Source organism: Hydrogenophaga pseudoflava NBRC 102511 (genome assembly GCF_001592285.1).
GTDB classification, from domain to species: Bacteria; Pseudomonadota; Gammaproteobacteria; order Burkholderiales; family Burkholderiaceae_C; genus Hydrogenophaga; species Hydrogenophaga pseudoflava.
Genome location: NZ_BCWQ01000015.1, coordinates 114,927 through 137,502, shown reverse-complemented (window position 1 = coordinate 137,502; position 22,576 = coordinate 114,927). Strand labels below are relative to the sequence as shown.

At 68.3% G+C, this 22,576-nt stretch carries 19 protein-coding genes; 12 read left to right on the top strand and 7 right to left on the bottom strand.

The window, feature by feature from the left end:
* Nucleotides 1-803: 803 nt before the first annotated feature.
* A complete protein-coding gene (locus tag HPS01S_RS21870) occupies nucleotides 804-1,127 on the top strand; it encodes a hypothetical protein (protein WP_157576435.1) in 324 nt (107 codons plus the stop codon).
* Between the two features lie 302 nt (nucleotides 1,128-1,429).
* Here HPS01S_RS21870 and HPS01S_RS17975 read toward each other — a convergent pair whose 3' ends face one another.
* Nucleotides 1,430-1,615 (bottom strand): hypothetical protein, encoded by a 186-nt coding sequence (locus HPS01S_RS17975; RefSeq protein ID WP_066159179.1) that lies wholly within the window; start codon nucleotides 1,613-1,615, stop codon nucleotides 1,430-1,432.
* Nucleotides 1,616-1,948: 333 nt separating this feature from the next.
* Entirely contained in the window at nucleotides 1,949-2,731 is a 783-nt protein-coding gene (locus HPS01S_RS17970) for an IclR family transcriptional regulator (protein WP_066159176.1), read from the bottom strand.
* 197 nt (nucleotides 2,732-2,928) lie between these two features.
* Between HPS01S_RS17970 and HPS01S_RS17965 the strand changes: the two genes are divergently transcribed.
* Genes HPS01S_RS17965 through pcaF form a run of 6 tightly spaced genes read left to right on the top strand, consistent with a single transcriptional unit; the run spans nucleotide 2,929 to nucleotide 11,434 of the window.
* A complete protein-coding gene (locus HPS01S_RS17965) occupies nucleotides 2,929-3,906 on the top strand; it encodes a tripartite tricarboxylate transporter substrate binding protein (RefSeq protein ID WP_066159174.1) in 978 nt (325 codons plus the stop codon).
* Nucleotides 3,907-3,922: 16 nt separating this feature from the next.
* On the top strand, nucleotides 3,923-4,714 hold the full coding sequence (locus tag HPS01S_RS17960) for an enoyl-CoA hydratase/isomerase family protein (protein WP_066159171.1): 792 nt from the start codon (nucleotides 3,923-3,925) through the stop codon (nucleotides 4,712-4,714).
* Nucleotides 4,715-4,719: 5 nt separating this feature from the next.
* Nucleotides 4,720-6,828 (top strand): acetate--CoA ligase family protein, encoded by a 2,109-nt coding sequence (locus HPS01S_RS17955; protein ID WP_066159225.1) that lies wholly within the window; start codon nucleotides 4,720-4,722, stop codon nucleotides 6,826-6,828.
* A 9-nt stretch (nucleotides 6,829-6,837) separates the two neighbouring features.
* Nucleotides 6,838-8,892 carry a 3-hydroxyacyl-CoA dehydrogenase NAD-binding domain-containing protein gene (locus HPS01S_RS17950; protein ID WP_066159168.1) on the top strand — a complete coding sequence of 685 codons (2,055 nt, stop codon included), beginning with the start codon at nucleotides 6,838-6,840 and terminating at the stop codon, nucleotides 8,890-8,892.
* 2 nt (nucleotides 8,893-8,894) lie between these two features.
* On the top strand, nucleotides 8,895-10,220 hold the full coding sequence (locus tag HPS01S_RS17945) for an MmgE/PrpD family protein (protein WP_066159165.1): 1,326 nt from the start codon (nucleotides 8,895-8,897) through the stop codon (nucleotides 10,218-10,220).
* A gap of 11 nt (nucleotides 10,221-10,231) precedes the next feature.
* Nucleotides 10,232-11,434 (top strand): 3-oxoadipyl-CoA thiolase, encoded by a 1,203-nt coding sequence (gene pcaF, locus HPS01S_RS17940; protein ID WP_066159162.1) that lies wholly within the window; start codon nucleotides 10,232-10,234, stop codon nucleotides 11,432-11,434.
* A 23-nt stretch (nucleotides 11,435-11,457) separates the two neighbouring features.
* Here the strand turns inward: pcaF and ccoG are convergent, their stop codons facing one another.
* A complete protein-coding gene (gene ccoG, locus HPS01S_RS17935) occupies nucleotides 11,458-12,867 on the bottom strand; it encodes a cytochrome c oxidase accessory protein CcoG (RefSeq protein ID WP_066159156.1) in 1,410 nt (469 codons plus the stop codon).
* Between the two features lie 18 nt (nucleotides 12,868-12,885).
* Nucleotides 12,886-13,554: a hypothetical protein gene (locus HPS01S_RS17930; RefSeq protein ID WP_079366007.1), complete on the bottom strand. Its 669-nt coding sequence runs from the start codon at nucleotides 13,552-13,554 to the stop codon at nucleotides 12,886-12,888.
* Between the two features lie 202 nt (nucleotides 13,555-13,756).
* On the opposite strand from HPS01S_RS17930, the gene HPS01S_RS17925 reads away from it, so the two are divergent.
* The 5 genes from HPS01S_RS17925 to HPS01S_RS17905 all read left to right on the top strand — a co-directional run bounded on the left by HPS01S_RS17925 (nucleotide 13,757) and on the right by HPS01S_RS17905 (nucleotide 19,486).
* Nucleotides 13,757-15,199 (top strand): aminotransferase-like domain-containing protein, encoded by a 1,443-nt coding sequence (locus HPS01S_RS17925; RefSeq protein ID WP_255284243.1) that lies wholly within the window; start codon nucleotides 13,757-13,759, stop codon nucleotides 15,197-15,199.
* A gap of 201 nt (nucleotides 15,200-15,400) precedes the next feature.
* Complete coding sequence (locus tag HPS01S_RS17920) at nucleotides 15,401-16,387, top strand: tripartite tricarboxylate transporter substrate binding protein (protein ID WP_066159151.1); 987 nt, start codon at nucleotides 15,401-15,403, stop codon at nucleotides 16,385-16,387.
* Between the two features lie 10 nt (nucleotides 16,388-16,397).
* Nucleotides 16,398-17,591 (top strand): CaiB/BaiF CoA transferase family protein, encoded by a 1,194-nt coding sequence (locus HPS01S_RS17915; RefSeq protein ID WP_066159148.1) that lies wholly within the window; start codon nucleotides 16,398-16,400, stop codon nucleotides 17,589-17,591.
* A 36-nt stretch (nucleotides 17,592-17,627) separates the two neighbouring features.
* A complete protein-coding gene (locus HPS01S_RS17910) occupies nucleotides 17,628-18,626 on the top strand; it encodes a tripartite tricarboxylate transporter substrate binding protein (protein WP_084397498.1) in 999 nt (332 codons plus the stop codon).
* A 2-nt stretch (nucleotides 18,627-18,628) separates the two neighbouring features.
* Nucleotides 18,629-19,486 (top strand): alpha/beta fold hydrolase, encoded by an 858-nt coding sequence (locus tag HPS01S_RS17905; RefSeq protein ID WP_169803956.1) that lies wholly within the window; start codon nucleotides 18,629-18,631, stop codon nucleotides 19,484-19,486.
* A 21-nt stretch (nucleotides 19,487-19,507) separates the two neighbouring features.
* Here the strand turns inward: HPS01S_RS17905 and HPS01S_RS17900 are convergent, their stop codons facing one another.
* The 3 genes from HPS01S_RS17900 to HPS01S_RS17890 are packed head-to-tail and all read right to left on the bottom strand — an operon-like array spanning nucleotide 19,508 to nucleotide 22,469.
* Entirely contained in the window at nucleotides 19,508-21,019 is a 1,512-nt protein-coding gene (locus HPS01S_RS17900; protein ID WP_066159142.1) for a tripartite tricarboxylate transporter permease, read from the bottom strand.
* 1 nt (nucleotide 21,020) lies between these two features.
* Entirely contained in the window at nucleotides 21,021-21,467 is a 447-nt protein-coding gene (locus tag HPS01S_RS17895) for a tripartite tricarboxylate transporter TctB family protein (RefSeq protein ID WP_066159139.1), read from the bottom strand.
* Between the two features lie 15 nt (nucleotides 21,468-21,482).
* Nucleotides 21,483-22,469 (bottom strand): Bug family tripartite tricarboxylate transporter substrate binding protein, encoded by a 987-nt coding sequence (locus HPS01S_RS17890; RefSeq protein WP_066159137.1) that lies wholly within the window; start codon nucleotides 22,467-22,469, stop codon nucleotides 21,483-21,485.
* Nucleotides 22,470-22,576 lie beyond the last annotated feature (107 nt).

Below are 22,576 nucleotides of genomic sequence, written 5' to 3'. Positions count from 1 at the left end.
ACTCGAGTGGACGCGCTCCGGCATGGCACTTGGCCTGCGAGGCCGTGGTTCATATCATCGGCCTCGCAGGCCAAGCGCCACACCTGCGCGCGCCCCTCAGCTCAAACGTTGGACGCCAGAATCTTTGGAGTTACTTTGAAAACTGTTCACTTTCTAATCGTGGGATTCTTTTTCTGTGTACCAGTCCACGCGCAGACAATTTACAAATGCGGGAGCACGTTCAGTCAAACACCTTGTGCCCCTGACGCTAAGAAAATCGAGGCGAAACCAGCGGTCGGCATCGACTGCGGAGACTACAAGCACATGTTCTCGGATGCATGTAAAGGCAAGTCAGGTTCAAGCACGGTGACTAATATCGCTGAGGCAAGAGCGAAGGTGCAGAAGCAGATCGATGCTATGCCTCCAGCAGCGCCTCCGCCTACCGATGTGATTGAGGCAAACAAGAGAGCTTGTGTTGCCCGAATCATGGCAATGCTGAAAGACCCTGAGTCAGCGAGAGTAGGTGAGGTCACTCGAGCGCGTGGGCCGGAGCCAGACTACGAGACCGCCCGAGGGTGGTTCCCGAGCATCTCCTACACCGTGACGATCAATGCGAAGAATAGTTATGGTGGATACACAGGAAGCAAACTCTGGGCATGCTCCTTCGATCTGGCGGAGCAAGCTATCCTGCGCGCTCGGTCATTTGAATGATTTGTGAACCGCCTTCGTCCAACCGTTACTTCCAGCGGACGCCTTCGGCGCCGCTGAAGTCAAACGTTAGGGCGTACAGAACAGTTTCATCGCACCAACCAAAAGGAGCTCAAATGAGTGACATCCCAAAGAACGCGAAAGACATACTTAATGATCCAAAGAAACTGAAAGAGTTTGCAGACCTGAGCCGACTCACTCCGGAAGCGGCAAGAGCTCTACTTGAGCGAATGATGAAAGAGCCTGAAATGTCCAAAGCCGCGGAAGATTTCATTTCCTCCGCTGACCGCACAGTCGAATTCAAGGCTTACACGGCTGGCGAGGAAAAGGGTTACATTCGCGGCCAGGAAGCTGGCTTTGCAAAAGGAGCTGTTGTAGGCGCAATGGCAGTGATCAGCACTATGACCGTTGCCGGGCTTGCCTATTTGGCACGCAGGTAAGTACGCCCTAACAATTCATATATGGACTCCCCCTCAACAGCAAGAGCCTGACCGATTGGGGACCTTGGGGTAGAGCACCTGCAGTCGTATATCCGGCATCTGGAGTGGGATCGTCAATGTCCCGTGGCGCCAAAAGAATCTGCGTCACCGCGTCGCCACACGCTTCAAGCGGCAGGCAAGCTGCCGGAAGAGTTATCGGCGTAGTGCGGTGTGGGAGGAACCCGGTTGGCCATGATGGTCGATCAAACCCGTCGCAAGTGAATCGAAGAGAACAGGGCGTGGAGTGAGCGCTTTGGGGCGAATCAGGCCGGCATGAGGAAGCTCTGCCGGCTTTGTTTTTTGGTCAGTCTGGCGGCCTCGTCAAACGGCGCGTGATCGCGCAGCGTGGCGTAGCAGATGCGCGCGAGCTTGTTGGCCAGTGCGCAGGTGGCCTTGTTGTGGTTGGAGCGGCCCCGCACCTCCAGCGCACAGCGGCGGATGCCGTTCAAGCCGACGCCGCTTCGCAGCGCGGCTTAACTCAGGTGTTTGAGTGACTGCTTACCCGTTTGATCTCTGGCTGCTCCTGGCCGAAACAGGTCAACCTGAAAAGTGAATGACCGCCGCCACGCGCGCCAACCCCCGGACCGGCGCACCGGGGTGTCCTGCAGAGCGAAGTAAAGGAGGAGACGGCCGCAGGCCGTCGGGGGACATGAGCGGCGCAGGGCGCCCCGGTGCGCCGGTCCAGCGAGCGAGGCGCCGCGCGGCGGCGCACGGGGCCCTGCCCAACGGGACAGGGGTCGACTGCGGGCAGTCTGGTGGACGGGAGGCAGTGCCGAAGAACCTTAAGGTTCGGGCAGCTTCGACAGCTCCAGGCAGATGTCCTCTTTCAGGCGCAGCAAATGGGGGGCGAGGGTCCTGATCCAGCGCTCGGGTTGTTCCTGCGTGGACATGCTGACGTTGATGACGCAGATGCCTTCGGAAGAGGGGAACGCGGTGGCCAGCGCCAGGACCTCAGGTTGCCAGCTGGCCCAGCAGTAGCCCTTGGACTTCATGTGGTCCGTCGACGCTTCGATGGCCCGTCTGATCTCGGGCCAGTGCCGGCCATTGCGCTTCCTGAAGATGGGTTCGAGCAGCGCGTAGCGTTCGTCGGGCACCGTGGCCAGGTATGCCCGGCCCAGCGAGGTGAGTTCCATGGGCACGCGCTGGCCGGACACGACGTTGCGCAGGGCGACGCGGCGGTTGTAGCGGATCGACTCCAGGTAGACCATCTCGTCCCGGTCGGGGTAGGCCAGGCCCACGTTGATGCGCTCGCGCTCGGCCAGCGCGCGCATGCGCGGCGCGGCGATGGCCAGCACCTGCGAGCCCGATCGCATCGCATGCCCGAGGCTGAGCACCAGCGGCGCGAGCCGGTAGGCGCGGCGGGCGCGGTCCTGCTGCAGCAGGCCGGCCGCGACCAGGGTCTGGGTCAGGCGGCTCACCGTGGAGTTGGACAGGCCGGTGCGCTCGGCGATCTCCCCGTTGCCCAGCAGGTCCGACCCCGGCCGGAAGGCGCGCAGGATGTCGGCGCCACGCAGGAGGGAGCGGTTGGAAGCCGATCGGCCGGGGTGTTCTTCGAGCGGGTTCATGGCGTGCCTTTCGAGGGTTTACCCAAGTGTCTGGGTGGCATTTCACTCGTTCACAAGGTCATTCTAAATTCCACTGAATGGAAATTGGTGGGTCTCAAAAAGACCATGCACTCATAAGCTCAGGACTCGCCCAACCGGTCGATGCGGCGCCGAACCAGAGGCAGCTCCCGACCCCCATTCCACCCAGGAGACACCCCATGAAGTTCTTTCCCATTTCCCTGCGCGGCCTGGCCAGCGGCCTGTGCCTGAGTCTGGCGGCGTTCGCCGGTGCGGCCCATGCCGAGTACCCGGCGGACAAGCCGGTGCGCATCGTCGTGCCCTTCGCCCCCGGCGGTGGCACCGACCTGATCGCCCGCACCCTCGGCCTGGGCATGTCGCAGGCGCTGGGCCAGACGGTGATCGTCGAAAACAAGCCCGGTGCCGGCACGGTGATCGGCACCGACCTGGTGGCCAAGAGCGCACCGGACGGCTACACCCTGGTGATCGCCACCATGGCGCACGCCGTGAACCCCAGCCTGCTCAGCAAGCTGCCCTACAACAACGACACCGCGTTCGCGCCGGTGAGCCTGGTTGGCCGGGGCCCGAACGTGCTGGTGGTGCGCACGGAAAGCCCGTATAAGTCGGTGAAGGACGTGCTGGACGCGGTGAAGTCGGGCAAGAAGCTGACCTACGCTTCCCAGGGCAACGGCACCTCGGCCCACCTGGCCGGTGAAATGTTCGTCAACCTCACCAAGGCCGACCTGCTGCACATCCCCTACCGCGGTGCGGGCCCGGCCATGAACGACCTGCTCGGTGGCCAGGTGGACCTGTTCTTCGGCACCGCCGCCGCGGTGTCCAGCATGGTGGAACAGGGCAAGCTGCGCGCCCTGGCGGTGACCACGCCCGAGCCGTCGCCCGCCTTCAAGGGGGTGCCCACCGTGGCCGCCACGGTGCCGGGCTACTCGGTGGAGAGCTGGTACGGCTTCTTCGTCCCCGCCGGCACGCCGGCCCCCGTGATCGCCAAGCTCAATGCCGCCATCAGGAAGGCCGCGCAAAGCCCCGAGTTCGTGAAGAAGGTGGAGCACGAGGGCCTGGTGGTCAACGCCTCCGATCCCGCCGAGTTCGACCGCTACGTGAAGGCCGAAGAGGCGCGCTGGAGAAAGATCGTCAAGGAAAACAACATCAAGGCCGACTGAGCCGCGGGTACCTGATATGGACTACACACTGATCGAACTGACCGTGAGCGAAGGCGTTGCCACGCTCACCCTCAACCGCCCCGACAAGCGCAACGCCATGAGCGATGGCATGCGCTCGGAATTCATCCATGCGCTGGAGTCGGTGACCGCCGACAAGGCGATCCGCGCCCTGGTGCTCACCGGCGCCGGCAAAGGCTTTTGCGCCGGTGGCGACATCAGCGGCATGCAAAAGCGCATGAACGCCCCGGCCGGCGAGGTGGGCTTCAACGGCTGGCACCGCCAGCAGCGCGTGCACCACACGCAGGCCCTGCTGCACACCTGCCCCAAGCCCGTGATCGCCGCGGTCAATGGCGCGGCCTCCGGCCTGGGGGCCGACACCGCGCTGGCCTGCGACTTCATCATCGCCAGCGAGTGGGCGAGTTTCGCCTGGTCGTATGTGCTGCGTGGCATCGTCCCGGACGGTGGTGGCATGTATTTCCTGCCGCGCCGTGTGGGCCTGGCCAAGGCCAAGGAACTCATCTTCACTGGCCGCCAGGTCAAGGTGGACGAGGCGCTGGCGCTGGGCATCGTGGACCGCAAGACCGGCGCCGACACGCTGCTGGCCGACGCCCAGGCCTGGGCCGCCGAGCTGAGCCAGGCCTCGAGCACGGCCATCGCGCTGACCAAGACCATCCTCAACCAGAGCTTCGAGCTGAGCTCGCACGACGTGTTCGCGCAGGGCAGCCAGGCGCAGGGCATCTGCTACACCAGCAGCGAGCACCGCGCCTCGGTGGAAGCGTTTCTGGCCAAGACCGCAGGCAAGGAGTGAAGACCATGGACGCGCCCATCCACGCGATTTCCCGCCTGCTGCAGCCGCGCAGCGTCGCCATCATCGGCGCCTCGGCCGACCCCGCCAAAACCGCCGGCCGCCCGGTGGCCTACCTGCAGAAGCACGGCTATGCCGGCCGCATCCTGCCGGTGAACCCCAAGGCCGACCGCATCGGCGACCTGCCGTGTTACGCCGACATCGCCTCGTTGCCGGAAACGCCCGATGTGGCCATCGTGCTGCTGGGTGCCGAGCGTGCCCACCTGGCGGTGAAAGATCTCTCGGCGCGCGGTTGCGCGGCGGCCATCGTGCTGGCCAGCGGCTACACCGAGACCGGTGAAGACGGGGCGCGCCGCCAGAAGCAGCTGGTGGAGGCCGCCGGGCCCATGCGCATCCTGGGGCCCAACACCATCGGGCTGGTGAACCTCACCGACAGCATCGTGCTCTCGGCCACCGGCGCGCTGGAGATGGATGAGTTCCCGGTGGGTGGCATCGGCGTGGTGTCGCAGAGTGGCGGCATCCTGGGCTCGCTGCTGTCGCGGGCGGCGGCCCGGGGCATTGGCCTGTCCAAGCTGATCTCCACCAGCAACGAGGTGGACCTGGAGCTGGCCGATTTCATCGACCACCTGGCCGACGACCCGGCCACCCAGGTGATTGCGCTGTACGTCGAAACCGTGCGCGACCCCGCCAAGTTCCGGGCCGCCTGCCTCAAGGCGGCGCGCAAGGGCAAGCCGGTGGTGGCCTTCAAGATCGGCCGCTCGGAAGCGGGCGCCCAGGCCGCCGTCTCGCACACCGGTGCCATGGCCGGCGCCGACCGCATGTACGACGCGCTGTTCAAGCAGGTGGGCGTGATCCGTGCGCAGACCTTCAACGACCTGCTGGACATCCCCGTGGCCCTGGCGACCGGTCGCCACATGCGCGGACAGCGCGTGGCCATCCTCACCAGCACCGGCGGCGCCGGTACGCTGGTGTCCGACGACCTGGGGGTGGCCGGCTTCGAGACGCCCGCGCCCGACGCGGCCACGGCCGAGGCGCTGCGCGCGCTTCAGACCGGCAGCGAGGCCGTGCTGGACCGCAACCCGATCGACGTGACCCTGGCCGGCCTGCGGCCCGACCTGCTGCGCGGTGCCATCCGCGCCCTGCTGGCCAGCCCGAGCTACGACGCGCTGGTGATCATCGTCGGCTCGTCCAGTCTGGCCATGCCCGAGCTGATGGCCAACGCCATCCGCGACTGCCTGCCCGATTCGGACAAGCCGGTAATGGCCTATGTGAGCCCGCACGCGCCCGAAGTGGGCGCGCTGCTCACGCGCCACGGCGTGCCCGCCTTTTCTGCGGCCGAGAGCTGCACCGCGGCACTGGCTGCCATGTTCAGGGTCGGCAGCTTTGTGGCACCGGTCGAAGAGAAGGACACGGTGGGTGTCGTCGACACGGGCGATCTGCCTTCGGGCTCGCTGGACGAGGCCCAGGCCAAGCAGCTGTTCGCGCGCTTCCAGGTGCCCTGTGCGGCCGAGCGCATCGTCACCACGCCGGCCGAAGCCGCGGCCGCGGCGCGCGAGCTGGGTGGCCGCGTGGTGCTCAAGATCCTCTCGTCGCAGATCACGCACAAGAGCGATGTGGGGGGCGTGGCCATCGGCCTCACGCCCGAGACCGTGGGTGAACGCCTGGTAAGCATGACCGCGGACGTGCAGGCCAAGGCGGGCGTGCGCCCGGACCGCTTCCTCGTGCAGGAGATGGTGGGCGGCGGCACCGAGCTGATCCTGGGCATGCACCGCGACGCGCTGGGCACGGCGGTGCTGCTGGGCATGGGTGGTGTGACGGCCGAGCTGTTCAAGGACACCACCATGCGCCTGCTGACGCAGGACGCGCAGGGCCTGCACGCGCTGAGCCGCGCCGATGCGCTGGCCATGGCGAAGGACCTCAAGACCTGGCCGCTGCTCGACGGCTTCCGGGGCCGGCCCAAGGCCGACGTGGAGGCGCTGGTGGACGCCATCGTGGCGTTCTCCCGCATGGCGGCGCAACTGGGCGACCGCCTGGTGGAGGCCGAGATCAACCCGGTGTTCGTGCGCGCACAAGGCCTGGGCGTGAGCGCCGCCGACGGCGTGGTCGTGCTGGCCTGAGGAACCCGCATGACGCCACGCGTGCACCTGGAACGGGACGGCGGGATCGCCGTCATCGTGATTCACAACCCGCCCATCAACGCCGGCTCGGCTGCCGTGCGGCAGGGGCTGATGACCGCCATCGAGACCCTGCGCAGCGACGACACGCTCGAAGGCGCGGTGCTCATCGGCGCGGGCAACACCTTCATCGCGGGTTCCGACCTGCGCGAGTTCGGTCAGCCGCTGACCGAGCCGCAGCTGCCGGCTGTGATTGCGGCCATCGAGACCTGTGGCAAGCCGGTGGTCGCCGCGTTGCATGGCGCCGCGCTGGGCGGGGGCTTCGAGCTGGCGCTGGGTTGCGATGCGCGCGTGGCCGCACCGGGCGCCGTGGTCGGTTTGCCCGAGGTCACGCTGGGCATCATCCCCGGCGCCGGGGGCACACAGCGGTTGCCGCGCATCGTCGGCATTCCGCATGCTATCCGCATGATCTGCTCGGGCGAACGTGTGCCCGCTGCGGCCGCGCTGGAGGCCGGTCTGGTGGACCAGATCGCCACCGAAGACCTGCGCGCAACTGCGGTCGCGCACGCCCGACAGCTCAGGGGAGAGAAACGGCTGGTGCGCGAACGCGCTGTGCCGTCCACCCAGAGCGCGGAGGTGGGGGTAGCCACGACCGCTGCGCTCAAAGCCGGCAAGCGCCGGCCTGCGGTGCTGGCGGCCATAGACGCCATCACGGCCACGGCCCATGTCGGTTTTGATGACGGCCTGGCCGACGAACGCGCGGTGTTCCAGCGCTTGCGCGTCTCGCGCGAGGCGTTCGCGTTGCGGCACCAGTTCTTTGCCGAACGCGACAGCGCCAAGCATCCGTCCCTGGACGGCGCCGTGCCACGCGCCGTGGAACTCGTGGCGGTGATCGGCGCGGGCACCATGGGTTCGGGCATCGCCATCTCGGCCTTGGACGCGGGCTACCGCGTGCTGCTGCTGGAACAGGACGCCGCGGCGCTGGAGCGGGGGGCTGCGCGCATCCACGCGCACTACGCTGGCCGGGTGCAGATGGGCAAGCTGAATGCGAGTGGCGCCGCCGTGCTGGAGGCGCGGCTGCAGACCAGCCTGGACTGGGCCGAACTGGCCAGTGCCGATCTGGTCATCGAAGCCGTGTTCGAAGACCTCGGGGTGAAGCAGCAGGTGTTCCGGCGCATCGACGCGGTGGCGCGACCGGGCGCGGTGCTGGCGTCCAATACCTCGTACCTCGATCTGGACGCCATCGCCGCGGCCACGTCAAGGCCTCAGGACGTGATCGGCCTGCACTTCTTCAGTCCGGCCCACGTCATGAAGCTGATGGAAGTGGTGCGCGGCCAGGCGTCAGCGCCCGACGCGCTGGTCACGGGCCTGGCGCTGGGCAAGCGGCTGAAGAAGCTGCCGGTGCTGACCGGCAACGCCTTTGGCTTCATCGGCAACCGCCTGTACGCGGCCTACCGATGCCAGTGTGAGTTCATGGTGGAAGAGGGCGCCTGGCCCGAACAGGTCGACGCCGCGCTGCAGGCCTTCGGCTTTGCCATGGGGCCGTTCGCCGTGGCCGATCTGTCGGGGCTGGACATCGCCTGGCGCATGCGCCAGGCCCAGGCCGCCACGCGCGACCCGCGTGCACGCTATGTGCACATCCCCGACCGCCTGTGCGAAGCCGGTCGCCTGGGCCGCAAGACCGGTGCGGGCTACTACCGCTACCCCGAAGGCGGCAAGGGCCCGCAGGTGGACGAAGCGGTGCATCAACTCATCGCGCAGGCCCGCGCGGACAAGGGTCTGCAGCCCCGCGAGCTCGGCGACGACGAGATCGTGCGCCGCGCGCTGCTGGCCATCGTCAACGAGGCCGCGTTGCTGCTGGCCGAGGGGGTGGCCGAGCGCGCCACCGACGTGGATGTGGTGCTGGTCAACGGCTATGGGTTCCCGCGCTGGGAGGGTGGCCCGGTGTTCTGGGCGCACGAGCGCGGTGTCGATGCGCTGCAGGACGACCTGCGGTGGCTGGCCGGGCTCAGCGGACCAGGCTTTGTGGCCGGCGACCTGCGCCACCTGCTCACCACGGAGAACTGAACATGCACGCCGTTGAAACCTTCGCACGCTTTGCCACTGGCTTTGCCCGCACACCGTTGCCCGCCGAGGTGGCGCACCACGCCCAGCGCGCGGTGATCGACTGGTACGCCTCGATCTACCCGGGCCTCGACACCCCGGCGGTGCAGGTGCTGATGCAGACCATGGCCGACGACCTGGACCGGGGCGCGGCCCGGCTGGTGCAGGGGCGACCAGCCACCACGCGTGCCGCCGCCTTGATCCAGGGCACCGCCGCGCACGCCGCAGAGGTGGACGACAGCTTCCGCGATGCGATGTACCACCCCGGTGCTGCCACCATCGCCGCCGCGCTGGCCCTGGCCCAGACGGTGGGAGCGAGCGGCCCCGAGTTCCTGCGAGCCGTGGTGCTGGGCTACGAAATCTCCACCCGCATCGGCGTGGTGATGGGCCGCCCGCACTACAGGTACTGGCACAACACCGGCACCATGGGCAGCTTTGGCGCCGCGGCGGCGGCGGCGAGCCTGCTGAAGCTGGACGAATCGGCCTTTGCCCATGCGCTGGCCATCGCCGCCACCATGACAGCGGGTCTGCAGCAGGCCTTCCGCCTGGAGGCCATGGCCAAACCGCTGCACGCCGGGCGCGCGGCCGAGGCCGGCGTGCTGGCGGCGCAGTTGGCCGCGGGCGGCATGCGCAGCTCGCTCGACGTGCTCGAAGGCGAATCAGGACTGGGCCAGGCCATGAGCGAAGGGCCGGACTGGTCCGCCGTCGGCGCCACGCTGGGCAGCGACTTCCACATCACCCGCCTGACCTTCAAGAACCACATCGGCTGCGGCCACACCTTCGCGGCCATCGACGGCGCGCTGGAACTGCAGCGCCAGCACGGCTTCCGCCACGCGGACATCGAGCGCGTGGCGCTCGGCGTCTACCAGCCCACGCTGGACATCGCCCCCCACGTGGATCCGCAGAACGCCGACCAGGCCCGCTTCAGCCTGCATTACATGGTGGCCACCGCGCTGGTGCACGGCAGCGTGCGCCTTTCGGCCTTCGAGCCGGACCGGCTGAACGACCCGGCCACGCGGGCGCTGATGCAGCGCATTCACAAGGCGCTGGACCTCGCCGTGGACGCCGCCTTCCCGGCCCGGCGCGGTGCGCACGTGACCATCACCCTGCGCGATGGCCGCCAGCTCACGTTGCTGCAGCCCGACCGCAAGGGCGACCCGGAACTGCCGCTTTCCGACGCCGACCTCGAAGGCAAGCTGATGGAGCTGGCCACGCCGGTGATCGGCGAGACCCCGGCGCGCGCGCTGCTCGCCCGCATCTGGCAACTGCACCAGAGCGCCCAACTTCCCTGAACGGAGACAACATGACCCACGCCTTCATCTGCGACGCCGTGCGCACCCCCTTTGGCCGCTACGGCGGTGCTCTCTCCGGCGTGCGCGCCGACGACCTCGGCGCGGTCCCGCTGCGGGCCCTGATGGAGCGCCATGCGAACCTGGACTGGGATGCGGTGGCCGATGTGGTCTACGGCTGCGCCAACCAGGCCGGCGAAGACAACCGCAACGTGGCGCGCATGAGCGCGCTGCTGGCGGGCCTGCCGGTCTCGACGCCGGGCTCCACGGTCAACCGCCTGTGCGGTTCGGGCCTGGACGCGCTGGGCACCGCGGCGCGCGCCATCAAAAGCGGCGAGGCCGAGCTGATGATCGCGGGCGGTGTGGAGAGCATGAGCCGCGCGCCGTTCGTGATGCCCAAGGCCACCAGCGCCTTCTCGCGCGCCAACAGCGTGGAGGACACCACCATCGGCTGGCGCTTCGTCAACAAGCTGATGAAGGCGCAGTACGGCGTGGACAGCATGCCCGAGACGGCCGAGAACGTCGCGATGGAGTTCAACATCTCGCGCGCCGACCAGGACCGCATGGCCGTGGCCTCGCAGACCAAGGCCCTGGCGGCGCAGCAGGCGGGCGTGTTCGATGCCGAGATCGTGCCGGTCCATGTGCCACAGAAGAAGGGCGATGCCCTGGTGGTGAACCGCGACGAACACCCGCGCGCCACCTCGCTCGAAGCGCTCGCCAAGCTCAAGGGCGTGGTGCGCCCCGACGGCAGCGTGACCGCCGGCAACGCCTCTGGCGTGAACGACGGCGCTGCCGCGTCGCTGCTGGCCAGCGAAGCCGCCGCTGCGCGACATGGCCTTACGCCGCGCGCCCGGGTGGTGGGCATGGCCACCGCCGGTGTGCCGCCGCGCATCATGGGCATGGGCCCGGCACCCGCCACGCGCAAGGTGCTGGCGCTCACCGGGCTATCGCTGGCGCAGATGGACGTGATCGAACTCAACGAGGCCTTTGCCGCCCAGGGCCTGGCCGTGCTGCGCGACCTCGGCCTGGCCGACGACGACGCGCGCGTCAACCCCAACGGTGGCGCCATCGCCCTGGGCCATCCCCTGGGCGCGAGTGGCGCCCGCCTGGCCACCACCGCCGTCAACCAGCTGCACCGCAGCGGTGGCCGCTATGCGCTGTGCACCATGTGCATCGGGGTGGGGCAGGGCATTGCGGTGGTGCTGGAGCGGGTGTGACCTGACCCATTTTGTTTCGTGGGTTACCGTGGGACCAGGAAGGTGGATGGCTCGTCCACTTCTGCCTGGCCTGCCCGTTCGGGCGAAGCCACCACGAAGCGGATGGGCACCACTTCGCCGGCGTGCTGCGCGGCCTCGACGCTGGGCATGCGGACGGTGGCCGTGATGGTGGTGGCCTGTGCCGGCCCCAGCTCTGCGGTGACGGGTTGGTGAAGGCTCACCAGATGAGGCGGCTCCACGGCCACCACCACCGTGCGGGTGTGGTCCGACGCGTTCATCAGCTGCAGCGTGTAGACGTTCTCCACCGCCCCCTGTTCCACCTGGCGCGCCATGACCGTGCGGTCGCGGATGACGTTCATGCGCACGTCCGGTCGGTTGGCGAATGCCGCCACGGTGGCCGCGATGACCAGGGCCAGAAGACCGCCATAGACCCAGACCCGGGTGCGCCACACGCGCTGCAGGAAGGGGCGCTGGCTGCTGGCGGCACCACCCAGTTCGTGCAGGGAGGCCATGCGGATCAGGCCCTTGGGGGCGTGCACCTTGCCCATCACGTCGTCGCAGGCGTCGATGCACAGGCCGCAGCCGATGCATGCGGCCTGCAGGCCGTTGCGGATGTCGATGCCCGTGGGGCAGACCTGCACACACAGGGTGCAGTCGATGCAGTGACCCTGGTTCACAGGTCGGTCGTCGTCTTCGAGATGGCCGCGCCGGGGTTCACCCCGCCGATGGTCGTAGGCCACGTTGAGGGTGCGCTCGTCCATCAGCGAGCCCTGGAAGCGTCCGTAGGGGCACATGTGCAGGCAGACCTTCTCGCGCACCAGGCCGGCGTTGAGGTAGGTGAACAGGCCGTAGAACAGGACCCAGAAACTGGTCCAGGGCCCCACGGACAGTGTCAGGGTGTCGGCCGCCAGCGGCCGGATGGCGGTGAAATAACCCACGAAGGTGAAGCCCGTCCACAGGCCAAACGCCGCCCAGGCCAGGTGCTTGCCGCCCCGGCGCAGCAGCTTCTCCGGGCCCCAGCCCGCCTGGTCCAGGCGCTTGCGGTTCTGCGGGCTGCCTTCAAACCGGTGTTCGATCCACATGAAGAGGGACGTGTAGACGGTCTGGGGACAGGCGAAGCCACACCAGACCCGCCCGACCACCGCGGTGGCAAAGAACAGCAGCAGGGCGCTGATGACCAGCAGGGCCGCGAGGTAGATGAGGTCCTGAGGAAAGAGCACGGCACCGAACAGGTAGAAGCGCTTGGCTTCGAGGTCGAACAGCACGGCCTGCCGCGCGTTCCAGGTCAGCCATGGCACGCCGTAAAAGAAAGCCTGCGTCAGCCACACGAAGGTCCAGCGCCAGCGGTTGAAGAGGCCCTGGGTGGAGCGGGCGTGGATCTTGTCAACGGGTGTCCAGGCTTCAACGGGCTGGATCGGGATGACTTTGGGCATGGGGTGCCTCGTGGGTGTTTACGGGTGTGGAAGGTGGTGCAAGCCGGCGCGCAGCATCTGATGGGTCTGGACCAGCGATGACCACAGCGGCTGGTCGCCCAGCCATTCGTCGGCGCGCAGAAAAGTCTGTTGGAACTGCACGTCGCCGCAGGCGGCCGACGACCACAGGTCCGGGTTCTCGCCAGGGTGCACGGTGAGTCCGTTCTCCTCGGAGCGGACGAGCAGCATGCCTTCGATCTGGCCTGCGGTCTGCACTGGCAGCAACAACGAGAAACCATCCCATTGCAGGTTGGGCACCCCGCGCAGCAGCCCATGAAACTGCCAGCCCAGTCCCATGGTCCTGGCCTCCAGGGGTGGCGACTCCAGCGCCGAAGCGCCTGCTGTCGCGCCGCCGAGCAGGTCGGGCAGGTGCAGTTCCCTCAGGCCGATGTTGTCGGTCCTGACCAGGGCCTCGACCACCAGGCGCTGGGACAGGAATACCAGCCGGTCCGCGGGATGCAGGCCCTGCAGCCAGTGGCGGGCACCCGGGTCGCGGAACAGGTCTTCCAGTTGGCCGCCCTGTCCACCCAGGCGGCGGGGCACGCCCACGCCGAGGCATCCGCTGGCGGCCATGTCGGCCAGTCGCACCTGGGCACAAGGCAGGGCCGCGCGCGGCTGAACGCGGGGGAGGGCGGTGTGTGCAGACATGCGCCCATGGTGCCGCCGGGGGCTCTGATGCGCAGGATTCAGATGGATTGAAAACCGACCGTATCAGCCGTGCTCTGCTCCCCATGGATATGCCTGCTTCTGATACGACCCTTCTTCAGGAAAAGGTCGGACACTGCGGCAGATGAGCCGCGTGCCTTCGACCGCCCTACCATCGAGCCTTCCCCTGGAGGTCCTCGAAGACATGTCGTCCGGCACCTTGACGCGTTACCAGCAACTCGCCGATGAACTGGCGGGCAGCATCCGTGCGGGGGTGCTGCGCCCGGGCGACCGCCTGCCCTCGGTGCGCGAGCTGCGCCGCCAGCGGGGCATCAGTCCTTCCACCATCTTCCAGGCCTATGCACAGCTGGAATCCGACGGGCTGGTCGAGGCGCGGTTGCGGTCCGGCTACTTCGTGCGCGCACGGCGACCGCTCACCGGCCAGCCGCCGGAAGCGGCCCAACCCAGCGGGCGGATCACCCCGGTGGCGATCAGCGAACTGGTGTTCGAGTTGCTGGGTTCCACGCGCGATGTGGACGTGGTGCCGCTGGGCTCGGCCTTCCCGGCGCCCGAGCTGTTCCCGTTCGAGGCTTTGGCGCGAGGCGGGGCGCGGGCCATGCGGCGCCTGGGCCCGGCGCAGATTTCGGGCGCGCTGACCGCGGGCGACGAAACCCTGCGGGCCCAGGTCGGGCGGCGCTACGCGCTCAACGGCGTGTCCCTGCTGCCCGACGAACTCATCGTGACCAACGGCGCCATGGAAGCGCTCAACCTGTGCCTGCAGGCGGTGACGCAGCCGGGGGATGTGGTGGTGGTCGAGTCGCCCACCTTCTACGCGGCGCTGCAGGCACTGGAGCGCCTGCACCTGAAGGCGGTGGAGGTCGAGACCGACCCGGCCGAGGGTGTGCGGCTGGACGCGCTCGAAACCCTGCTCCAGCGCCAGAAGGTGGCCGCCTGCTGGTTCATGCCGACCTTCCAGAACCCGCTGGGTGCGCTGATGTCCAACGCCAAAAAACAGGCCCTGGTGCAGCTGCTGGCGCGCCACGGGGTGCCCCTCATCGAGGACGACGTGTACGCCGAGCTGCACTTCGGCGCGCGCCGGCCCCTGCCCGCCAAGGCCTTCGACCAGGAAGGTCTGGTGCTGCACTGCTCGTCGTTCTCCAAATCGCTGGCACCGGGTTACCGGGTCGGCTGGGCCGCCGCCGGGCGTTACGCCAGGCACGTCGAGCGCCTGAAGATGATGACCTCGCTGGCCTCGCCCATACCGCCGCAACTGGCCGTGGCCGAATACCTGGTGCAGGGCGGTTTCGAGCGCCACCTGCGCCATCTGCGCGAAGCCCTCAAAACCCAGCACACGGCCGCCCGGTCGCTGATCGAGCGCTGTTTTCCGAAGGGCACCCGCATGACCGAGCCGCAGGGTGGCTACTTCGTGTGGCTGGAACTGCCGCCGGGCGTGGACGCCCTGGCCCTGCACCACCAGGCCATGGCGCAGTCCATCAGCACGGCGCCCGGGGTGCTGTTCTCGGCCGACCGGCGCTTCACGCGGCACCTGCGCCTGAACGTCGGGCACCCGGTCGGCCCGCCGGTCAGGGCCGCCCTGAAGCGGCTGGGCAGCATGGCCAGAGAGCAGATCGCTGCGGCCGGCGGTTGACCGGCGATGTCAGGGCAAGTGAAGTCGCCCCGGAGATCGTGGAAATCCCTGATCCGGGCGGACTTTCATTTCCATTCCGTGGAATTGAAGTGATGTGCTGAAGGGCCTGGGCGCCTAGAGTCCTCCCAGCTTCCCCGGTTCGTCTGTGGCCGACCCGGTGGGGCTTGACAGACATCGCTTTGCACAACGCCGGAGACATTCATGCAACCTTCCTTCACCCGGGGCTTCAAGGCCTTTGCCAAGGCCGCGACAGGCTTCACCGTCGCACTGGTCGTGGGCCTGTCCAGTGCCCACGCCTTCCCCGACAAACCCATCAAGCTGGTGGTGCCCTTTGCTCCCGCCGGGGGCACCGACCTGATCGCCCGCACGCTGGCGGTGGAGATGGCCAAGGAGCTGGGGCAACCCGTCGTGGTGGACAACAAGCCGGGCGCCAGCACCATTATCGGAACCGACCTGGTGGCCAAGAGTGCACCCGATGGCTACACGCTGGTGGTCTCGTCGATCGCGCACGCGGTCAACCCCAGCCTGATGGCGAAGATGCCCTACTCGACCGAGAAGGACTTCACGCCCGTGTCCATGATCGTGCGCTCGCCCAACGTGCTGGTGGTGCGCGCCGACAGCCCGTTCAAGTCGGTCAAGGACATCGTCGCCGCCGCGAAAGCCGATCCGGACAAGCTGACCTACGCCTCGCCCGGCAACGGCACCTCGTCCCACCTGGCCGGTGCGCTGTTCGCCGACATGGCCAAGGTCCAGATCAAGCACGTGGCCTACAAGGGTTCGGGCCCCGCGCTCACCGACCTGCTGGGCGGTCAGACCGACATGATCTTTGCCACTTCCGGCTCGGTCGGCGGCTTCATCGACAGCGGCAAGCTGCGCGCACTGGCCATCACCTCGGCCGAGCGCTCCACGGCCTATCCCGGTGTGCCGACCGTGGCCGAGGCCGGTGTGCCCGGCTACGCCACCGAAGGCTGGTATGGCTTCTACGCGCCGGCTGGCACGCCCGCGGCCGTGATTGACAAGCTCAACGCCGCGACGCGCAAGGCCGCCGCGAGCGAGATCTTCAGGTCCAAGGTGGTGAGCGAGGGCATGGTCGTGCAGACCGGCACGCCGGCCGAGTTCGACGCCTTCGTGCGCGCCGAAATCCTGCGCTGGTCCAAGATCGTCAAGGCCGATGTGCTCGCCAAGTGAGGCGGCTGCCATGAAGCCCGTTCTCCACGGTGTCCGGGTGCTCGACCTGACCCATGTGCTGGCCGGCCCGTTCGCGGGCTACCAGCTGGCGGTGATGGGCGCCGAGGTCATCAAGATCGAGTCGCCCGAGGAACCCGACCAGGCCCGCTACCAGGGCTCGGACGCCGCGCTCAACGACGCCGGCATGGGCACGGCCTTCCTGTCGCAGGCGTCGAACAAGAAGGCCCTGGCGCTCAACCTCAAGACCGAGGCGGGGCGCCAGGTGCTGCGGCAACTGGTGATGACCGCCGACGTGCTGATCGAGAACTACCGCCCCGGCGCCTTCGAGGCATTGGGCCTGGGCTATGCGGACCTGTCGGCCATCAACCCGCGGCTGGTCTACTGCTCCATCTCGGCTTTCGGCAGCTCCGGCCCCAAGCGCGAGCTGACCGCCTACGACGGCGTGGTGCAGGCCTACTCCGGGATGATGGCCATGACCGGCGAGCCGGGCACGGCGCCTGTGAAATGCGGTGCGCCCGTGGTGGACTACGCCACGGGCACCACCGCCGCCATGGCCATCCTGGCGGCGCTGCTGCAGCGCAGCCAGGGCGACGGCCTGGGCCAGTTTGTCGAGGTGGCGATGTCGGACGTGGCCATGATCCTCGCCAGCTCGCACCTGACTGGCTACCTCTGGAACGGCGCGCACCCGGAGCAGAAGGGCAACCGCTACCCGTTTGCCACCATCGGTTGTTACCAGGCCAGCGATGGCCCCCTGATGGTGTCCGCGTCCAACCTGCGGCAGCAGCGGCGGCTCTGGGAAGCGCTGGGGCGCACCGACCTGGTCAAACACAACAACCGGGACCGGATCAAGGGCAATGCCGAAGAGGCCCAGGCACTGACCGAGATCCTGGTCACCGCTTCGCTTGACCACTGGGAGACGCTGCTGCGCGAACACCGCGTGCCGGTCTCCCGGGTGCAGCGCATGGAAGCCATGCTGGCGGACGAACACGTGCAAGGCCGCCAGGTGCTGCACCGGTTCGCGGATGAGGCTGGGGTGCTGGCGGGGCTGACCGTTCCGGTGGCGGGTTTCCAGCTCTCGCGCAGCCCGGTGGCGGTCACATCCCCGCCGCAGCCTGTGGGTGCCCAGAGCGAGGACCTGCTGTCGGCGCTGGGGTACGCCTCCGCCGACATCGAAGCGATGCGCGCCCAGGACGTGATTGCCTGAGTTGGCGGTCCTCACAACTTGAATTCCGAAACCCCCATGAACCCACTCTCACAAACCGCCTCCTTGCGGCGCCGCGAACTGGTCCTGGCCGCGGGCCTGGCCTGCGCATCCGTGCCCGCGCTGGCACAAACGACGCCCAGCTTCCCGGCCAGACCGGTGCGCCTGGTGGTGCCGTTTCCCGCTGGCGGCGGTACCGACAACATGGCCCGGGCCCTGGCCGACAGCCTGTCGAAGATGTGGGGGCAGACCGTCGTCGTGGACAACAAGGCTGGCGCCGGCACCGTGGTGGGCAACGACTTCGTGTCCAAGAGCGTGCCCGACGGCCTGACCTTGCTGCTCAACACCAGCGCAGTCGCCATCGTGCCCGGCCTGAACCCCAGGCTGCCGTACCCCGCCGAGACCGGGCTGAGCGCGGTGACCACGCTCGGCCATGCGCCCAACGTGGCGGTGGTGCGGCCCGACAGCCCGATCCGCTCGGCCTCCGACTTTCTCGCGCAGGTGCGCGCGAAGCCTGGTCGCTTCACCTACGGTTCGGCCGGCAACGGCACCTCCACCCACCTGGCCGCCGAGCTGCTCAAGACCACGGCCAAGGTGTTCATGGTCCACGTGCCCTACCGCGGCGCCACCCCGGCCATGACCGACCTCATGGGCGGGCAGATCGACGTGGCCTTCGGCACCTTGCCCAGCGTCGCGCCCTACCTGGCCAACGGCAAGCTGCGGGCGCTGGCCGTCACCAGTGCCACGCGCTCGGCCCTGCTGCCCGATGTGCCCACCTTCGCCGAATCGGGGCTCGCCGGCTATGCCGCGCCGGTCTGGTACGGCATCTTCGTGGCCGGTGGCACGCCGGCGCCCCTGGTGCAGCAGCTGTACCAGTCGATCCAGCGCGCGGCCGACAGCGAAGAGTTCCGCAAGCGCATCCGGGCCGAGGGGCTGACACTGACGCTGGACCCGCCGGCCGTGGCCGACGCGCTCTACCGCGCCGACATCGCCAAGTGGAAGCAGGTGATCCAGGTCCAGTCCATCAAGGCGGACTGAGCGTGACGGGGTGTGTGTCGGGCCGGGCCGCCGCCCGCGAGCAGATCGAGGCGCTGGAATCGGCCTGCGAGCGCATTGCGCAGCCGGTGCTCGGGCAGCACCTGGTCTGGCGCAGGGTGGGCAGTGGCCCGCCTCTGGTGCTGCTGCACGGGGGCCATGGCAGCTGGCTCCATTGGGCCCGCGTGATACCTGCGCTTTCCGCAAGCTTCTCTCTGTGGATGCCCGACATGCCGGGCTACGGCGACTCGACATTGACGCCCACGCAGGGGCTCGACGAGCTCGTCGCCCAGTTGCGCCAGGGGCTGGATGCTTTGTTGGGTGCGCGCACCCCGATCCTGCTGGGTGGGTTTTCTTTCGGAGGCCTGGTCAGCGCCCAGCTGGCCGCACAGCGTGACCATGTGCAGCGCCTGGTGCTGATCGGTCCGGCCGGACACGGCGGTCCCCGCCGGCAGACCGTGACACCCTTGCCCTGGCGGAACCTGGACCCCGATGCCGACCCCGTGGGCTGGGCGAGCCGCATGCGGCACAACCTGCTCGCGCAGATGCTCCACAGCGAGACCGCCGTGGACGCGCTGGCCCTGGAGATCCAGTGGCGCGGCTGCCTGAACACCCGGTTTCGCAGCAAGCCGTTCTCCCGCTCGGCGGCGCTCGCGCCGGCGCTGAGCCGCTACCCGGGGGAAGTGCTGACCATCTGGGGCGAGCACGATGTCACCGCTGTGCCGCGCGACAAGGCCGATGGCGTGGCACCGCAGGGCGCCCTGCGCAGGCCGCGGGTGGTGGGCGGCGCGGGACACTGGCTCATGCACGAACGTCCCGCCGCCACCGCCCTGCTGATGCGACAGGGCCTGGCCGCAGCATGAGGCGTGCACGCCGCGCGCGGATCAGGCTGCGACAGCTTCCGCTTGGCGGCGCCTGGACAGCATCCGCATGCCCGCCGGCACCACCAGCATCAGCACCGCCGCGGTCCACAGGCCGATGGTGATCGGGCTGCCCACCAGGATGCCCGCATCGCCGTTGCTGATGGACAGGGCGCGGCGCAGGTTCTGTTCCATCATGTCGCCCAGCACGAAGCCCAGGATCAGCGGGGCCATGGGCACGCCCTGCTTGCGCAGCAGGTAGGCGGCAAAGCCGAGCGCGGTCATCAGCACCAGGTCGAAGGTGGTGGCGTGCACCGCGTACACACCCACGCTGCTGACGGCCACGATGCCGGGCACCAGCAGCCAGTTGGGCACGCTCAGCACCTTGGTGAACACGCCCACCAGCGGGATGTTGAGCACCAGCAGGATGACGTTGGCCAGGAACAGCGAGGCGATCAGGCCCCACACCAGGTCGGGCTGCTGGGTGAACAGCGCCGGGCCGGGCGTGATGTTGTAGAGCGAGAGCGCACCCACCATCACCGCCGTGGTGCCCGAGCCCGGCACGCCCAGCGTGAGCATGGGCACAAAGGAGCCGGTGGCGGCCGAGTTGTTCGCCGCCTCGGGCGCGGCCACGCCGCGGATGTCGCCCTTGCCGAACGTGCCTTCCTTGTCGGTCAGGCGCTTTTCCATGGAGTAGGTCATGGCGCTGGCGATGGTTGCGCCGGCCCCCGGCAGCACGCCGACCACGAAGCCCACCACGCTGGAGCGCACGGTGCCCCACCAGGTGTGGGCCAGCTCTTTCAGGTTGAACAGCATGCGGCCGGTCTGCGTGACCAGGCCGGTGCTGCTGTGGTGCTCCTGCAGCATCAGCAGCAGCTCGCTGATGGAGAACACGCCGATGACCACCACCACGAACTGGATGCCGTCCGAGAGGTGGATGTCGCCGCCGGTGAAGCGGTAGACGCCCGAGTTCGAATCGAGCCCGACGCAGGACATGGACAGGCCGATGATGGCGGCCAGCCCGGCCTTCACCGGCGCGTCGCCCATCAGGCCCGCGATGCAGGCGAAGGCGAAGCACATGAGCGCGAAGTATTCGGCCGGGCCGAAGGACAGCGCCCAGCTGGCCAGCAGCGGCGCGAACAGCACGATGCCGATGGTCGCAATCAGCGAACCGATGAAGGAACTCCAGGCCGAGATGGACAGCGCCACGCCGCCCAGGCCTTTGCGCGCCATCGGGTAGCCGTCGAGCGCGGTCATGATGGCGCCCGCATCGCCCGGCACGTTGAGCAGGATGGACGAGATGCGCCCGCCGTACTCGCAGCCGATGTAGACCGCGGCCAGCAGGATCAGCGAGGTCTCGGCCGGCAGCTTCATGGCGAAGGCCAGCGGCATGAGGATGGCCACGCCGTTGATGGGACCCAGGCCGGGCAGCAGACCGACGATGGTGCCGATGAAGCAGCCGATGGCGGCGATCAGCAGGTTGGTGGGGCTCAGCGCCACGCCGAAGCCCGCCACCAGGTGTTGCAGGATGTCCATGTCAGCTCCCTCCGAGCAAGGTGGCCAGCGGGCCGGCGGGCAGCACCACGTCCAGTACTTTGTCGAACAGCAGGTAGAGCACCCCGCCCAGCGCGGCGCCGCCGATGAGCGACTGCTTCCAGCTGCCGCCGAAGGACATGCCCACGGGCACGGCCATCAGCGCCGTGGCCAGCGGAAAGCCCAGCCACTGGAACAGCAGTGCATAGGCGAGCACGGCGGCCGCGCACAGCGCGGTCGGGCCCCAGGGCACGCCGCGGAAGGCCTCGGCGCCGGCGCTGGGCCGCAGCACCAGCCACAGGCCCGAGAGGCCCAGACCACAGGCCAGCAGCAGCGGAAATGCGCGCGGGCCGACGGGTTCGTAGGAGATGGCGGCGGCGTAGTCTTGCGCGGCCCAGGCCATGGCGGCGGACGCGACAACACACACCGCGCCGAGGACGCGGTCACTCATGGCGGGGCTCCGGGCTTACTTGGCGGGGACGACGTTCAGGCCGAACTCTTCGGCCAGCTTGCGGTAGCCGGCCACCTGCTTCTTGACGTAGGCGTCCAGCGGCGCGCCGGTCAGGGCCATGGGGAACAGGCCGCGCTCGTTGCGCAGCTTGTCGTAGGCGGGCGTGGCCATCAGCTTGGTGAAGGTGTCGGCCCAGACCTTGTAGTCGGCGTCGCTGACCTTGGGGCCGAGGTAGAAGCCGCGCACGATGGGCCAGTCCACGTCGTAGCCCTGTTCGGTGGCGGTCGGGATGTTGGCCATGTCGCCGGGCAGGCGCTTGTCGTTCATCACGGCCAGGATGCGCACCTTGGCGCCGGCCTTGATCTGCTGCTGTGCCTCGGCCGCGTCGCCGGTGAAGACGTGGATGTGACCGCCCTGCAGCGCGGTCAGCGCCTCGCCGCCGCCTTCAAACGCCACGTAGCGCATGGTCTTGGGGTTCACGCCGCCGGCACGCGCGGTCAGTGCGGCCTTCATCCAGTCCTGGCTGCCCACGGTGCCGCCCGCACCCAGCACCACCTTGGTCGGGTCGGCCTTCATGGCCGCCATCACGTCCTTCAGGGTCTTGTAAGGCGAGTTCTCGGCCACCACCACTGCGCCGTAGTCGGTACCGATGGCGGCGAGCCAGCGCACGTCGTTCTCGGTGTAGCGGCCGAACTTGCCCTGCGCCAGGTTCAGCAGCGAGCCCCCGGAGAAGGCGACGATGGCGTTGGCCGCGTCGGGCTTCTGCGCGATGACGGTGTTGTAGGCCACGGCACCAATGCCGCCGGGCATGTAGGTCACGCGCATCGGGTCGGTGATGAACTTGCCTTCCTGCAGCGCGCTCTGCACCAGCTTGCAGGTCAGGTCGAAGCCGCCGCCGGGCTTGGCCGGGGCGATGCACTCGGTCTTGTCGAGCGGGTTGGCGAAGGCGGTGAGGGCGGAGGCAGCAAGGGCGGTGGCTGCGAGCTTGAAGGCGAAGTTCATGAAGGTGTCTCCTCGATGGGGTGGAAGCCACGCAGCACAGGCGCTGCGGTGAGGGCACTGTAGAAACCGGGCACTTTCAACGTGCTTTCAGAAAACCGGCCCAAAAC

Bases quoted from the DNA above. Each gene is read 5' to 3' on its own strand.
- HPS01S_RS21870 (WP_157576435.1), top strand. From the start codon at position 804: ATGAGTGACATCCCAAAGAACGCGAAAGACATACTTAATGATCCAAAG.
- HPS01S_RS17970 (WP_066159176.1), bottom strand. From the start codon at position 2,731: ATGAACCCGCTCGAAGAACACCCCGGCCGATCGGCTTCCAACCGCTCC.
- HPS01S_RS17965 (WP_066159174.1), top strand. From the start codon at position 2,929: ATGAAGTTCTTTCCCATTTCCCTGCGCGGCCTGGCCAGCGGCCTGTGC.
- HPS01S_RS17960 (WP_066159171.1), top strand. From the start codon at position 3,923: ATGGACTACACACTGATCGAACTGACCGTGAGCGAAGGCGTTGCCACG.
- HPS01S_RS17955 (WP_066159225.1), top strand. From the start codon at position 4,720: ATGGACGCGCCCATCCACGCGATTTCCCGCCTGCTGCAGCCGCGCAGC.
- HPS01S_RS17950 (WP_066159168.1), top strand. From the start codon at position 6,838: ATGACGCCACGCGTGCACCTGGAACGGGACGGCGGGATCGCCGTCATC.
- HPS01S_RS17945 (WP_066159165.1), top strand. From the start codon at position 8,895: ATGCACGCCGTTGAAACCTTCGCACGCTTTGCCACTGGCTTTGCCCGC.
- pcaF (WP_066159162.1), top strand. From the start codon at position 10,232: ATGACCCACGCCTTCATCTGCGACGCCGTGCGCACCCCCTTTGGCCGC.
- ccoG (WP_066159156.1), bottom strand. From the start codon at position 12,867: ATGCCCAAAGTCATCCCGATCCAGCCCGTTGAAGCCTGGACACCCGTT.
- HPS01S_RS17930 (WP_079366007.1), bottom strand. From the start codon at position 13,554: ATGTCTGCACACACCGCCCTCCCCCGCGTTCAGCCGCGCGCGGCCCTG.
- HPS01S_RS17925 (WP_255284243.1), top strand. From the start codon at position 13,757: ATGTCGTCCGGCACCTTGACGCGTTACCAGCAACTCGCCGATGAACTG.
- HPS01S_RS17920 (WP_066159151.1), top strand. From the start codon at position 15,401: ATGCAACCTTCCTTCACCCGGGGCTTCAAGGCCTTTGCCAAGGCCGCG.
- HPS01S_RS17915 (WP_066159148.1), top strand. From the start codon at position 16,398: ATGAAGCCCGTTCTCCACGGTGTCCGGGTGCTCGACCTGACCCATGTG.
- HPS01S_RS17910 (WP_084397498.1), top strand. From the start codon at position 17,628: ATGAACCCACTCTCACAAACCGCCTCCTTGCGGCGCCGCGAACTGGTC.
- HPS01S_RS17900 (WP_066159142.1), bottom strand. From the start codon at position 21,019: ATGGACATCCTGCAACACCTGGTGGCGGGCTTCGGCGTGGCGCTGAGC.
- HPS01S_RS17895 (WP_066159139.1), bottom strand. From the start codon at position 21,467: ATGAGTGACCGCGTCCTCGGCGCGGTGTGTGTTGTCGCGTCCGCCGCC.
- HPS01S_RS17890 (WP_066159137.1), bottom strand. From the start codon at position 22,469: ATGAACTTCGCCTTCAAGCTCGCAGCCACCGCCCTTGCTGCCTCCGCC.